The 14790-nt window shown below is 35.0% G+C and carries 13 protein-coding genes; 9 read left to right on the forward strand and 4 right to left on the reverse strand.

Annotation, left to right across the window (positions count from 1 at the left end; translation table 11 throughout):
• Positions 1-20 precede the first annotated feature (20 nt).
• From JFU23_RS18650 to JFU23_RS18665, 4 genes are all read left to right on the forward strand, one after another.
• A complete protein-coding gene (locus tag JFU23_RS18650) occupies positions 21-1436 on the forward strand; it encodes an amino acid permease (protein WP_201032440.1) in 1416 nt (471 codons plus the stop codon).
• Between the two features lie 126 nt (positions 1437-1562).
• Positions 1563-2123, forward strand: coding sequence for a class I SAM-dependent methyltransferase (locus tag JFU23_RS18655; protein WP_033713463.1), 561 nt, complete (start codon positions 1563-1565; stop codon positions 2121-2123).
• A gap of 350 nt (positions 2124-2473) precedes the next feature.
• Complete coding sequence (locus JFU23_RS18660; protein ID WP_002010461.1) at positions 2474-2851, forward strand: ArsR/SmtB family transcription factor; 378 nt, start codon at positions 2474-2476, stop codon at positions 2849-2851.
• 20 nt (positions 2852-2871) lie between these two features.
• Entirely contained in the window at positions 2872-5226 is a 2355-nt protein-coding gene (locus tag JFU23_RS18665) for a heavy metal translocating P-type ATPase (protein WP_201032441.1), read from the forward strand.
• 224 nt (positions 5227-5450) lie between these two features.
• On the opposite strand, the gene JFU23_RS18670 is transcribed toward JFU23_RS18665, so the two are convergent.
• Positions 5451-6914, reverse strand: a complete 1464-nt coding sequence (locus tag JFU23_RS18670) for a nicotinate phosphoribosyltransferase (protein WP_002169184.1) — start codon at positions 6912-6914, stop codon at positions 5451-5453.
• A 199-nt stretch (positions 6915-7113) separates the two neighbouring features.
• On the opposite strand from JFU23_RS18670, the gene JFU23_RS18675 reads away from it, so the two are divergent.
• From JFU23_RS18675 to JFU23_RS18685, 3 genes are all read left to right on the forward strand, one after another.
• Positions 7114-8373: a helix-turn-helix transcriptional regulator gene (locus JFU23_RS18675; protein ID WP_201032442.1), complete on the forward strand. Its 1260-nt coding sequence runs from the start codon at positions 7114-7116 to the stop codon at positions 8371-8373.
• Between the two features lie 14 nt (positions 8374-8387).
• Positions 8388-8516 (forward strand): NprX family peptide pheromone, encoded by a 129-nt coding sequence (locus tag JFU23_RS18680; RefSeq protein ID WP_000733136.1) that lies wholly within the window; start codon positions 8388-8390, stop codon positions 8514-8516.
• Positions 8517-8682: 166 nt separating this feature from the next.
• A complete protein-coding gene (locus tag JFU23_RS18685; protein WP_002140339.1) occupies positions 8683-10383 on the forward strand; it encodes a M4 family metallopeptidase in 1701 nt (566 codons plus the stop codon).
• A gap of 62 nt (positions 10384-10445) precedes the next feature.
• Here the strand turns inward: JFU23_RS18685 and JFU23_RS18690 are convergent, their stop codons facing one another.
• Positions 10446-11006, reverse strand: a complete 561-nt coding sequence (locus JFU23_RS18690; protein ID WP_085309053.1) for a TVP38/TMEM64 family protein — start codon at positions 11004-11006, stop codon at positions 10446-10448.
• A 400-nt stretch (positions 11007-11406) separates the two neighbouring features.
• Between JFU23_RS18690 and JFU23_RS18695 the strand changes: the two genes are divergently transcribed.
• The gene (locus JFU23_RS18695) at positions 11407-11925 is read left to right on the forward strand and encodes an RNase A-like domain-containing lipoprotein (RefSeq protein ID WP_201032443.1); all 519 of its coding nucleotides are present in this window, start codon (positions 11407-11409) and stop codon (positions 11923-11925) included.
• A 13-nt stretch (positions 11926-11938) separates the two neighbouring features.
• On the forward strand, positions 11939-12211 hold the full coding sequence (locus JFU23_RS18700) for a hypothetical protein (protein WP_016097207.1): 273 nt from the start codon (positions 11939-11941) through the stop codon (positions 12209-12211).
• Positions 12212-12265: 54 nt separating this feature from the next.
• Here the strand turns inward: JFU23_RS18700 and JFU23_RS18705 are convergent, their stop codons facing one another.
• Together JFU23_RS18705 and JFU23_RS18710 are read right to left on the reverse strand one after the other, a co-directional pair.
• Positions 12266-13528: a VanW family protein gene (locus JFU23_RS18705; RefSeq protein ID WP_201032444.1), complete on the reverse strand. Its 1263-nt coding sequence runs from the start codon at positions 13526-13528 to the stop codon at positions 12266-12268.
• A 233-nt stretch (positions 13529-13761) separates the two neighbouring features.
• Positions 13762-14778, reverse strand: a complete 1017-nt coding sequence (locus JFU23_RS18710) for an LCP family glycopolymer transferase (protein WP_002029713.1) — start codon at positions 14776-14778, stop codon at positions 13762-13764.
• Between the last annotated feature and the right edge of the window lie 12 nt (positions 14779-14790).

A 14790-nucleotide genomic window follows, 5' to 3' on the forward strand; every position in this document is an offset into this window, starting at 1 on the left:
GGTAAAAGGGGGCATTCATCGTGGCCAACCTATTTAAAAAGAAATCCGTTACGCAATTGTTAGGGGAAAGTAAAAGTAAAACTTTGACGAAAACGCTAGGGGCATTTGACCTAACAATGCTAGGGATTGGTGCGATAATTGGTACAGGAGTTCTAGTATTAACTGGATTAGTAGCAGCAAGAGATGCTGGTCCAGCAGTTATTTTTTCATTTATGATTGCAGCAATTGTTTGTGGATTTGCAGCTTTATGTTATGCAGAGGTTGCATCTGCACTTCCTGTTTCAGGTAGTGTGTACACATATTCATATGCAACAATTGGTGAGTTTGTTGCCCATTTAATGGGATGGACATTGCTATCGGTATATGTCGTAACGACTGCCGCAGTAGCTGGCGGATGGACAGGTTATTTCAATAATTTAGTGAGTGGATTAGGACTTGAAATTCCTAAAGCATTGTTAACGATTCCATCGCAAGGTGGTATGGTGAACTTACCCGCAATTATCGTTACGTTGATGATAACTTGGTTATTATCACGAGGTACAAAAGAAAGTAAGCGTGTGAATAACATAATGGTATTAATTAAAATTGGTATTGTTGTTTTATTCATTGCAGTTGGTGTATTCTACGTGAAACCAGAAAACTGGATACCATTTGCACCGTACGGCTTAAGTGGAGTCTTTGCCGGAGGAGCAGCAGTATTCTTCGCTTTCTTAGGATTTGATGCATTAGCAACTTCTGCTGAAGAAGTGAAAAATCCACAACGTGATTTGCCGATTGGTATTATTGCTTCATTAGTCATTTGTACAATCATTTATGTTGTAGTTTGTCTCGTTATGACAGGTATGGTTTCTTATAAGGAATTAGATGTACCTGAAGCGATGGCCTATGTATTAGAAGTTGTAGGACAAGATAAAGTGGCTGGTGTAATCGCTATTGGAGCTGTAATTGGTATTATGGCTGTAATTTTCGCATACATCTACGCTACAACACGTGTATTCTTCGCTATGAGCCGTGACGGTTTATTGCCAAAATCTTTTGCGAAAATTAACAAGAAGACAGAAGCACCAACATTTTCAGTTTGGTTAACAGGAATTGGTAGTGCTTTAATTGCCGGATTTATCGATTTAAAAGAATTGTCGAATTTAGCGAATATTGGAGCGTTATTAACATTTGCGATGGTTGGTGTAACTGTCATCATTCTTCGTAAAACGCACCCAAAATTACAACGTGGATTTATGGTACCACTTGTACCAATCTTACCGATTATTTCAGTTGCAAGCTGTCTATTCTTAATGGTAAATCTACCGTTAAAAACATGGATATACTTCGGTGTTTGGTTAGCAATCGGAGTGGTTGTATACTTTGTTTATTCGAAAAAACATAGTCATTTAAAAGACGATGGAAGTTCGCAAGATAGTTTAGAAAAAGCTAATTAAAGGGATATAAAGTTAGTAAGCCTTGTGCGTCTAGGGAGCGCGCAAGGCTTTTTCTTTTGGGGAAATAAAGGAGACCAATGTTATGTTGTCGAATTTTTATGTCGGAATATAAGAAGGGGTGGAAAGATGGAGACGAAAGTTGTCGTTGGAGCAGAGGGATATAATAATAACCCAGGTTGGTTACATACAAATGAGGATGAATTAAATTTATTAAAAAGAGAAACGTGGCTTAATAAATTTCAGCCTAATTCTTTATCGGTAATTTTAGCTGAACATGTATGGGAGCATTTATCGTATGAAGAAGGTATAGAAGCAGCTAAAATATGCTTTGAGTTTTTACAAGATGATGGTTATATTCGTTGTGCAGTGCCGGATGCATTTTTCCCCAATGAAGAATATCAGCGTGGTGTGCAAGTGGGAGGACCTGGCCCGTTAGATCATCCAGCTGCAAGTCATAAAATTGTACATAACTACAAAACGATTATATCTATGTTTGAAGCAGTAGGTTTTCAAGTAAAGCTTTTAGAATACTGTGATGAGAATGGCCAGTTTCATTATAGTGATTGGAAAGAGAACGGTGGACTTATTTATCGTTCGAAACGCTTTGATCATAGAAATCAGGATGGAAAGTTAGGATTTGCTTCGTTAATTGTGGATGCAGTAAAAGTTAATAAAGTGAAACTTTAATCAGTGGGGGGCTTCATCCCTCACTGATTATTAGCCCTCACCAATCGGGCTTTTACGGGCAGTTAATCTCCCACCTAACTTCTTTGTTCCAACTGCATTTTGAGGTGGGAGTCTTACTGCCCGTTAATGCGGGATAAATAAGAAGGGATGCACGGTAGTTTTCGTGCATCCTTTTTGTATGAAGGGCATGATAGATGCGGAGAATATTTATATGTTTATTTTGAAATGTGAACGAAATGTTTTAAAAAATGTATGAGAATTCATTGACACATATGAATGGACGCTCATATAATAAAGGTATAAGACATATGAATAGTTGTTCATATGTTCAAATAAAGAGGTGAGCTGTGATGGCTGAAAATAAAGTAGAAACGCAACAGGAAGCATGTTCTCAAACGGTAATTCACGAGGAAATCGTGGATCAAGTAAAACAAACAATTCCGACTGATGAAAGTTTAAGTAAAGTAGCAGAATTATTTAAAGTATTAGGTGACCGTACACGTACGAGAATATTACATGCATTATTTGAAGCTGAAATGTGTGTTTGTGATTTAGCTTATTTATTAGGAATGACGCAATCTTCAATCTCACATCAGCTTCGTGTATTAAAGCAAGCAAAGCTTGTAAAGAACCGTAAAGAAGGAAAGGTAGTTTATTACTCATTAGCTGATCAACACGTAATTCATATCTTCGAGCAAGCGTTTGAACACGTAAACGAGGAAGAATAAAAAAGCGAGGAGGGAGAACGATGGCAGAAGCATTAGTGAAAAAGAAACTTATGCTAGAAGGTTTAGATTGTGCAAATTGTGCAATGAAAATTGAAAAAGGTGTTGGGAATATAGAAGGGGTAACATCTTGTTCCGTAAACTTTGCAACAAAAACGATGCTTTTAGAAACACCGCAAAATAAAGAAAATCAAGTTGTTACGGAAGCGAAGCAACTTGTTACAAAATTAGAGCCACATATTAAAGTGCAAGAAGAGCAAAAAATAAAATCAGTAAAAGAAGTATTTGTATTAGAAGGCTTAGACTGTGCAAATTGTGCAATGAAGATTGAAAATAAGGTAAAGGAAATGCCAACAATTTCAGAAGCGACTGTTGATTTCGTATCAAAGAAATTACGAGTAGAAGTTGCAAATAAACGAGAACTTGAATCGACTGTACAAAATATAAAAAATGTTGTTCAAAAGTTAGAGCCTGATGTAAAAGTTGTTCGTGAAGAGGAAAAAGGACACGACCATGATCATGGTGATGGAAATGTGAAAAAGATGATAGGAAGATTAGTAGTCGGTGGAATTTTGACAGGAATTGCTGCGTTAGCCGGATTACCGCAAATGATAACAATTCCATTATTCGTCCTTGCTTATTTATTAATAGGTGGAGATATCGTTTGGAGAGCGGTAAGAAACATAACTCGCGGCCAAGTGTTCGATGAAAACTTTTTAATGGCAATTGCAACTTTAGGAGCTTTCGCGATTCAACAATATCCAGAAGCGGTAGCAGTTATGCTATTTTACCAAGTAGGGGAACTGTTCCAAAGTATTGCAGTAAATCGTTCTCGAAAATCAATTACGTCATTAATGGATATTCGTCCTGACTATGCAAATGTGAAAGTTGGAAACGAAACGAAACAAGTATCACCAGAAGATGTGCAAATTGGTGAGTATATTATCGTAAAACCAGGTGAAAAAGTACCGTTAGACGGGAAAGTAGTTGAGGGAACATCAATGATGGATACTTCAGCGTTAACAGGTGAGTCTGTACCGAGGGAAGTAGAAGTTGGTAATGACGTATTAAGTGGTTTTGTAAACCAAAATGGTGTATTAATTGTCGAAGTTACAAAAGAGTTTGGTGAATCCACTGTATCGAAAATTTTAGACTTAGTACAAAATGCAAGTAGCAAAAAAGCGCCAACAGAAAACTTTATTACAAAGTTTGCACGTTATTATACTCCTGTTGTAGTTATAACAGCAGCAATAATGGCATTTATTCCACCACTTATTTTAGAGGGTGCTACATTCTCCGATTGGATTTATAGAGCTTTAGTGTTCTTAGTAATCTCTTGTCCATGTGCGCTCGTTGTATCGATTCCTCTTGGATTCTTTGGCGGTATTGGTGGGGCATCTAAAAGTGGTATTTTAGTAAAAGGAAGTAACTATTTAGAAGCATTGAATGATGTGAAATATATCGTTTTTGATAAAACAGGAACATTAACAAAAGGTGTCTTTAAAGTTACGAAGATGGAGCCTAGTGAAGGTATCGCAGCTGAAGAGCTATTAGAATATGCAGCATTTGCAGAAGTATATTCAAATCATCCGATTGCACAATCTATTCGAAATGCATATGGAAAATCAATCGATGAAAATGCTATTGAAGACTATAGTGAAATTTCTGGTCATGGTACGGTTGTAAAAGTACAAGGAAAAGAAATTTTCGCAGGTAATGCTAAATTAATGAGCAAAGAAAACATTACATTTAAGCAACCAAATACAGTAGGTACACTAGTTCATGTTGCTGTAGATGGTAAATATGCAGGTTATATTGTTATCTCTGATGAGGTAAAAGAGGATTCAAAACAAGCAATTCAAAAGTTAAAAGAACTAGGTATTAAGAAGACAGTCATGTTAACTGGTGATGTAAAATCAGTCGGGGAAGCTGTTGGTAAAGAATTAGGTTTAGATGAAATTCATGCCGAATTATTACCACACCAAAAAGTAGAAGCAATCGAAAAAATTGATGCAGCAAAACGCGGTAAAGAAAAGATTGCATTCGTCGGTGATGGTATTAATGATACGCCAGTACTAGCAAGGGCAGACGTTGGTATTGCGATGGGCGGCTTAGGGTCAGATGCAGCAATTGAAGCTGCTGACATCGTTATTATGACTGATGAGCCTTCAAAAATTGTGACAGCAGTAAAAATTGCAAAACGTACACGTAGCATCGTATGGCAAAATATTATATTTGCATTAGGGGTAAAAGGGTTAGTGTTATTACTCGGCGCCTTTGGTATTGCAACAATGTGGGAAGCAGTCTTCTCAGATGTTGGTGTGACGTTACTTGCGGTATTAAATGCAATGCGTGTACTACGAGTAAAAGATTTATAAAAAAGAGGACGCAATTGCGTCCTCTTTTTTATTGGTTATTTTGTTGAAATTGACTCAAGAAAATAATATCAAATATTATTTTGTTTTTAAATAATTTAATATATAAATTTACAAAAATATAATATTCTTCTTATTATTTTAATATATTTTTTACAAATATCCATATAGTATTGAAAAATGGAGAAGTGGGGGAGGGACAAAACCCCACTGATTAAAGCTTCACTTTATTTTTGTATGTTTTTTTCAACCTGTTCTCGAACAGTTTGAATATAATTCATTTTATGATCCCAACATTCTTGGCTTAAATCGACAGGGTACTCTTCTGGGTTTAAAGTTCGCATATACTCTTCCCAAAATAGTGAGAGGCTGCGTTCATTATACTTTTGAATATCTAATATATTAGGTAATTCATACGCTCTTTTACCGTTAATGAAAATATCTTGATGTAGTTCGCGTGCTTCAAAGCTTGTTACGAATTTACTTATATATGTATGAACTGGATGAAACATTTTTAAACGCTCTTCTTTTCCGGGTTCTTCTGACTCTAAAGCAATATAATCGCCCTCTGCATGATCGTTAACACGGTTAATAATACGATAAACTCGTTTAAGTCCTGGGGTTGTAATTTTTTCAGGATTAGATGAAATCTTAATCGTATCATTTAATTTTCCGTCAGTATCTTCAATAGCGACTAGTTTATAAACAGCCCCTAATGCTGGCTGCTCAAAGGATGTAATCAGCTTTGTACCAACACCCCATACATCAATTTTTGCCCCTTGAGATTTCAAGTGCATAATCGTATATTCATCTAAATCGCTAGAAGCGATAATTTTTGTGTTTGTAAATCCAGCTGCATCAAGTTGTTTTCTGGCCTCCTTTGATAAATATGCCATATCACCACTATCAAGGCGAATACCATAAAAATCGATACGATCCCCGAACTCTTTTGCAACACGAATCGCATTTGGAACACCAGATTTTAATGTGTCGTATGTATCGACAAGAAATACACATTTTTTATGTGTTTCAGCATATTTTTTAAATGCAACATATTCATCGCGATATGCTTGAACGAAAGAATGGGCATGTGTGCCAGCTACAGGGATGCCAAATCGTTTCCCTGCGCGAACGTTACTTGTAGATGAAAAACCACCAATAAAGGCAGCTCGTGTTCCCCAAAGGGCAGCATCAAACTCATGAGCTCGTCTTGTACCGAACTCTAAAAGCTCATCATTATTTGCAGCGTGCTTCATACGTGCAGCTTTTGTAGCAATTAATGTTTGGTAATTTACAATATTTAAGAGGGCAGTTTCAATTATTTGTGCCTCGCCAAGCGGTGCATCAACACGTAATAATGGTTCGTTATTAAAAACAACTTCGCCTTCTTGCATACTACGAATCGTGCCAGTAAATTTCATGTTTTGTAAATAATGAAGGAAGTCTTCTTCAAATTGCAGCTCTGCTAAATAAGCGATGTCACTTTCGGTAAAGCTGAAATTTTCTATGTACTCTACAATTTTTTCAAGACCAGCAAAAACAGCATAGCCGTTTTCGAATGGAAGCTTTCGAAAGTATAGATCAAAAACAGAACGGCGAGTATGAATACCATCTTTCCAATATGTATAAGCCATGTTGATTTGATATAAATCTGTATGTAAGGCGTAACTATCGTCTTTATAATGATTCATTGCGAAAACACCTCCGTAATTTGGTTATAGTATACCAATTTTTCCCCTTTCGTAGCAAAGAAGTAATAGGCGATTGAAGTCAAGAGAGAAAAAAATGAAATAATGCATATTTTTTAGAAAATTTACATTTATCAATTTATATTTCTCTAGATTTTATGTATTATTAGAGTAGTGGGGGTAATGAGAATGGAGGAGGACAATGCAACAAACATTAGAAAAAATAGGCAAGCAAGTTTTTTATAAACGGCTACAGCAAAAAATGACACAAGAAGAATTATGTCAGGGCATTTGTTCTGTCTCATACTTAAGTAAGATCGAAAATGGAAAGATTGAAGCATCAGAAGAAATTCTACAATTGCTCTGCGCAAGACTAGAAATTGCTGTGACGGATTTGAGAGATGTAGAAGAAGATGTGAAAGTGAAGTTGGACGAGTGGTTGAATGCATTAGTTCATTTGGACAAGCAACAAGTAGAGCGCATATACGAAGAGTTGCAAGGTGAAATGAAGCATGTGTTGGATTTTGAAATTATAAATTATTATAAACTGCTGTATACACGTTATTTAATGATGAAGCGGGATCTCCCTGCTGTTGAAGAAGAATTGGACGGATTGAAGAAAGTGTATAAGAAATACTCGCCTTTTCAGAAGATGTTATATACGTATAATAAGGCATTATTATATTCTGTGCAGTACAAATATACGCAGGCATTAGAATATCTGTTAAAGACGGAATCGATGGCGAAAGAGTTAGGGTATTATGAAACAGGAATATATTATAATTTGGCATTGACATATAGTCAGATGGAAATAGACCATATGACATTATATTTTGCTAATGTGGCATTAGAAGGTTTTAAAAGTGAATATAAATTTAGAAATATAATTAATTGTAAGTTTTTAATTGCGTTTAGTTATACTAGAAAAAAACAATATAATGAAGCTATGGAAATCTATAATCATATCATAAGAGAAGCAACTTCTTTTGCTGATAAAGATAATATTCTTTCTATTGCTTTAAATAATATTGGTTATCTGTACTACCGACAAAAAAATTATGCCAAGGCGAAAGAGTATTATATAGAATGCTTAAAGTATAAAAAAGAAGAGGATATGAATTATATTGATGCCATGTATGAGCTCTCGTTACAGTGTATTCAATTAGGAGAACTTGAGGAAGCGGCTGAATGGATTGAAAAAGGTATCCTTGCTGCAAGGAAAGATGATAGATACAAAGGGATGTTATATTTATTGTTAAATTTAAGATATAAATATTTTGAAGAAAGAGACCTCTATAAAAAATTTCTAGAAACAGAAGTAGTTCCTTTCTTTAAAACAGAGGAAAATATAAAAGATTTAAAGAAAGTATACTTAGAACTAGCTGAATACTTAGAAGAATGCTCAGATTTTAAAGAAAGTAATCGCTATTATAAATTAGCGATTACTTTATTAGAAGAGTAAAGAGGAGGGATAGTATGAAAAAGTTAATTGCAGGAACATTTGTGGTTATGGCAATTGCAGCTGTAGTATTGGATATTCAGTATGCTTGGAAGCCGGATACTCTAGGGCAAGAAGCTAAAACAGTTGAACAAATTAATTTATAAAAAAAACCCTTTCCCAACGGAAAGGGTTTTTTTCAATATTTGTTCCTCAAAATTCTACAAAACTTGAGAAAATAATTATTTGAATTTTTAGTATATTAATAGTGGAAACATAATGCTAATATGAAATTACTCTTTTTCAAAAATTTTTTATTAGGGGGAAGGTTATATGAAAAGGAAGAGTTTAGCATTAGTTTTAGCGACAGGAATGGCAGTTACAACATTTGGAGGGACAGGCTCTGCGTTTGCGGATTCTAAAAATGTACTCTCTACTAAGAAGTACAATGAGACGGTACAGTCACCTGAGTTTATTTCTGGTGATCTAACTGGAGCGACTGGTAAGAAAGCGGAATCTGTGGTGTTTGATTACTTAAACGCAGCAAAAGGTGATTATAAGCTAGGGGAAAAGAGTGCGCAAGATTCTTTCAAAGTGAAACAAGTGAAGAAAGATGCAGTAACTGATTCAACGGTAGTGCGTATGCAACAAGTTTACGAGGGAGTGCCTGTATGGGGTTCTACTCAAGTAGCTCACGTAAGTAAAGATGGTTCTTTAAAAGTATTGTCTGGAACAGTTGCGCCTGATTTAGACAAGAAGGAAAAGTTAAAAAACAAAAATAAGATTGAAGGCGCAAAAGCAATTGAAATTGCGCAACAAGATTTAGGAGTAACACCTAAATATGAAGTGGATCCAAAAGCGGACTTATATGTATATCAAAATGGTGAAGAAACGACATATGCATACGTTGTGAATTTAAACTTCTTAGAGCCAAATCCAGGAAACTATTACTATTTCATTGAAGCGGAAAGCGGTAAAGTGTTAAATAAATATAATAAACTTGATCATGTAACGAATGATGATAAGTCATCAGTTAAGCAAGATGCTCCTAAACAGGAAGCGAAAGCGGTTGTAAAGCCTGTAACAGGGACGAATAAAGTTGGAACTGGTAAAGGTGTATTAGGAGATACAAAATCGCTTAATACAACGTTATCTGGATCGTCTTACTACTTACAGGATAATACGCGCGGAGCAACAATTTTCACATATGATGCGAAAAACCGCTCAACATTACCAGGAACATTATGGGCAGATGCAGATAATGTTTTCAATGCAGCGTATGATGCAGCGGCAGTAGATGCTCATTACTATGCAGGTAAAACATATGATTACTATAAAGCTACATTTAACAGAAACTCTATTAATGATGCAGGAGCGCCATTAAAATCAACAGTTCATTACGGAAGTAAGTATAATAATGCATTCTGGAATGGCTCACAAATGGTATACGGAGATGGTGATGGTGTAACATTCACTTCATTATCTGGTGGAATTGATGTAATTGGACACGAATTAACACATGCTGTTACGGAAAATAGCTCGGATTTAATTTATCAAAATGAATCAGGAGCGTTAAATGAAGCAATTTCTGATATTTTTGGTACTTTAGTAGAATTCTATGATAACCGTAACCCAGATTGGGAGATTGGTGAAGATATTTATACACCTGGACAAGCAGGAGATGCACTTCGTTCTATGAGTGATCCAGCGAAATATGGTGATCCAGATCATTATTCTAAGCGTTACACTGGTTCAAGTGATAACGGTGGCGTTCATACAAACAGTGGTATTATTAACAAACAAGCTTATTTATTAGCAAATGGTGGTACGCATTCTGGTGTAACTGTAACTGGTATCGGTAAAGATAAATTAGGTGCGATTTACTACCGTGCAAATACACAGTATTTCACGCAATCTACTACATTTAGTCAAGCGCGTGCTGGTGCAGTACAAGCTGCAGCTGATTTATATGGTGCGAGTTCTGCTGAAGTAACAGCAGTTAAGCAATCATTTAGTGCTGTTGGTGTAAACTAAGATATTTCTATTCGTAAGATATATATATTAATAGAATATACTTCAAAAAATAAAGAAGGAGCCTATGCTCCTTCTTTATTTTGTCTCCATTTTTTCCACAAATAAAACAATCCAACACAACCTGCGATTGTAATAATCCACTTCGCTTCATTTGTTCCGTTAATGACATGATATGCAGAATATACTTCAATCAATAAGGCCGGTATTTTCCCTATTGTGCTGGCAATACTGAAAGAGAGTAATGACATTTTGCCGAGAGCTGCAAATAAAGTAACGATACTGGACGGAATGAAAGGAATAAAACGAAAAGATAGGACGAGTAGAAATGCCTCTCTGCCTTCTACGTAAAGAAGACGTTCTACCTTTGGATACTTATTTACTTTATCGTGAGTGAACTTTTGAAGGCCTATGCGATAAATATAAAACGAGATAATAGCCCCTAATGCCTCACCTGCGATCGAAATGATTGTGCCATTTGTTACACCGAAGAGCTGTATATTAATGGCGGTCAAAAAAATACTAGGGATAAAACCTAAAAGACTGATGATGATGTTGATTAATATACTAAGTGGAATTGCGATTGAATAATAGTCTGTTAAGAAGTTTTGAATTGTTTCAGCCATTTTATAAAATCCTTTATCTTTTTTTGCATTACACCATATTTACATTGTATAGGCAAGTGCAAATTTACATAATGTAGAAAACAGTTGATAGAAAGGTGTTTTTATACCTTATATAGGTATAGGGTATATGAAAATAGGGGTATATTTAGTTTATTTAAAAAACACTCCATAAATCCTGTGCTTAAAGGGTTTATGGAGTGTTTCGATTGATGTTTTCATCTGGGAAATAATCATAAAAACATGGGGGTATATTTTAAAAAGGGCGAAAAACAGTAATTTGATGAAAGGGGGGTGGAAAATATAGTGAAATGAATGAGGGATTTTAAAACTGTATCCATTTTTTCTTTGTGAAATTGACTTTTAGTGGAGTTACGATAATAATCATGGAAGAGGTGATACGATGAAACGATTAAGTAGTCTTTTCTTGAGTAGTTTATTGGCACTAATGCTGATTTTAAGTGGATGTGCAGGAAAAGAACAAAAAACAGAAAAACCAAAAGAGGATCATTCTACATCAGTAGAAAAAATTAGTGATAATATTTTAGATGAAATGGAAGGGCCACCTAAAAATGGTCATACGATTGAAAGGCATGTAGGCAAATCAGAAGAGGATTTGAAGAATCGTTTGAAGACAGATAAAGTTTCAGCGGCAAGTACATACTATGATAAGGAAACAGCGACAAAGGCTGTGAAAGATAGTTTAAAACAACATGATAAAGAAATTCAGGATTGGTTGAAAAACTCTAAAGAGGCTCGTCTTGTATTGAATACAACTCATTCATTCCCAGTTGGAAAAACAGTAATAAAGAAAAATATGAATGTAAAAGACAAACTAGTAAAGGCTGTTACTGTTTTAGCGAGAGATAAATCAGGAAATCTAGGATTTAAGATTATTACTTCTTATCCATCAGATAAATAAAGGGGGAGTATATATGTATCCAACATTACAATACTTTCTTAAATCGTACTGTACGTTAAGTATTCATGAGGATGAAATAGTAAGCGTGATGGAAGAGTTTATAGAGCAAGAGGACGAAGAGATTGTTTTGAAATTACGCGATGAATTAGTAAATATGAAGAAAAAGAACGCGTGGGAAGAAGCGTGCGTATTAGCTGCGAAGCAAGGCAATCGTGTGTGGTCTTTAGAAGAAACGAAAGATCATCTGGAAAATTTTTTACTATTATTGCAAAAGAAAAAGGCGTGAGTAGATCACGCCTTTTTGTATACGCTTTTTGAAATTTGTCCGTTTGATATTATCTCATTGTTTTGGGGCACTTTTATATACGCTTTTTGAAATTTGTCCATTTGAGAGTACTTCACCGTTTTGTGTTACTTTTTTATACGTAACCGCTGTTATTTTATCACCAGTATTACTAATTACTTGAGAAGAAACTTCAACATTTTTACCAGTATTTGTACCGAAAATACGTGTAGTAATACTACCGCCATTTGAAAATGCTTGAATGTAAATATGCTTACCTGTATTGTTTTTAAATTTTAAATCCGGACCATAATCTGCCACTGCTGCATCCTGCCCAAGTGGTAAATAATTTACAGGCATAGAATGATTGCTTCGAGAAACAATTCCTAAATCTGCCCTTAAAGCTGCGCTGTATAAAGTACTACTTACTTGGCAAACGCCTCCGCCTGCACTTTGTATAACTTTACCTTGTGAATATACTGCTGCGGATTTATAACCATGTGCAGCATCAGTTACGCCAACACGGCCATTAAAACTAAACGTTTCATCAGGTGCTACAATAACTCCACTTAAAGTATTAGCTGACTTATTTACGTTATAGGACTGATTTCCATTACGGCCAGCCATTGGGGTAGAGTATTCAGCAATCACTTCTTTAATCCCCATTTGTTGTATATCTTCTGTAGAATGTTCAGGTTTTATTAGTGTAACTGGTAATACAACATCGGGTGTGCCAGAAGTAATAGCTGCGCTTGTTAAATCGGTTAATTTTCCTTTATCAATTTTTTCCCCATTTTGACTTTGGCTAATATTTACTGTAGAGCCTTCAACACTTAATTCGGCGTTGACAGGATTTTTTAATGTTTCATTATATTTATCCTTTATAAAGGTTTCATAAGTTGTTGTATTTAATTGTGGTGTTAATTTATAGTCACGTTTTACTTCACCGTTTTCAGCTTGCTTACGCATATTGTAACGATTCATTACGTTCCCTTCTTGTTCTTTAAAGATATTGTCGACAATATCCTTCTCTTTATAATCTACTCCTAAATCTTTCCACGTGTAATTTTGCTTATCATTTTGGAATACGTAGTTAAGAGATTTTTGATTTAATTCATTCATCTTTTGATTAACAAGGGCTTGAATATCTGCTTTATTTTTTCCATCAAGAGAAATACCTTCAAATGTAGTGTTTGGTAGTGCAGTTGTATTTAGTTGATTATTTAATTTGGATACATATTGATATCCACCAATGCCACCAACACAAAGTAATATGCCACCAGCAATAGCGGAACCAATCAGTATTTTGCTTAGCTTCATTTATTTCCCCCAGAAAAGTTTGTATAAATATATGTATTACATTTTTTGTATAAAAATGATGAAAATAACATTATGTACGTCCTAGTATACTATTATTTTCACTACGTGTGTAATGTTTTCATAAAAAACGTTACACTGCTGTAATAATTGTCTCTTTTTGTCACAATATGCATGAGAAATATGTTGAAAATTATAATAAAAAGGCTGCTTAGAAAAATCTAGCAGCCTTTTTATTATAATTTTTTATGCTCATTTTTATTCGTAACACCGAGATGTTCTTGAAGTGTTGTCGATATATCATTAACACTCTTTTCGTTTGGAACGTAATAATAAATACCACCTATATATTTATCAGTACCTTCCACTTGCAATTTATCCATTTTTAAATTTGAATCCATTGAATTTTTTGCAATAGTCATCATATCATCAAAAGTTAAATTTGTTTTTAAGTCTGTATCGACAGCATCTAATAGGCTTCCGATTTTATTAATGGAATTGAGAGATAGGGCTTTTTCAGCAATAGCCTCTAAAACAAGTTGTTGTCGTTGACCACGCATATAATCACTATCAATATGACGCGTTCTAGCTAGTGCAAGTGCTTCTTCTCCATTTAAATGTTGACGCCCTTTTTTTAGGTGAATTGCATCTGCTTCGTCGCTACTATTTTGTTCTGTGAACTCAACTGGAACGTCGACAGTTATACCACCTAGAGAATCAACAATCTTGATAAAGGATTTGAAATTAAATTTTACATAGTAATCAACTGGTACATCTAAAAATTTTTCTACTGTATCAATTGTGCTGTCTACACCACCAAATACATGTGCATGTGTAATTTTATCATATTTATCACGTGATTTAATGAAGACGCGTGAATCACGTGGAATGCTGACTAGTTTAACAGATTTATCATTTTTATTAATTGTTGCAAGTAGTAATGCATCTGTACGAGTCGCTTTTCCGTAACCTTTTTCCCTGATATCACTTTCATCAACACCCATGATCAGGACAGAAATATTATCAGTCATAGGTTTAACAGCTTTTTCACGTTTGCTGGATTTATCTCCTCGGCCGAGTTCAGAATAAGCGTTGCTTAAGACAGATTTTGCTTTACTGTATATATGGAAGGAATAGCCTCCTGCTCCCATTGCTACAATAAGTAAGGGAATAAGAATGAACCAAAGTAGGCGCTTTTTCTTTGAACGTCCTTTTTTGGCTCGAGTTTCGTTGTTAATGTCGGATTTCATCATTTTTTCTCCTTT

Origin of the sequence: Bacillus sp. TH50, from assembly GCF_016650565.1 — a bacterium.
GTDB lineage: Bacteria > Bacillota > Bacilli > Bacillales > Bacillaceae_G > Bacillus_A > Bacillus_A mycoides.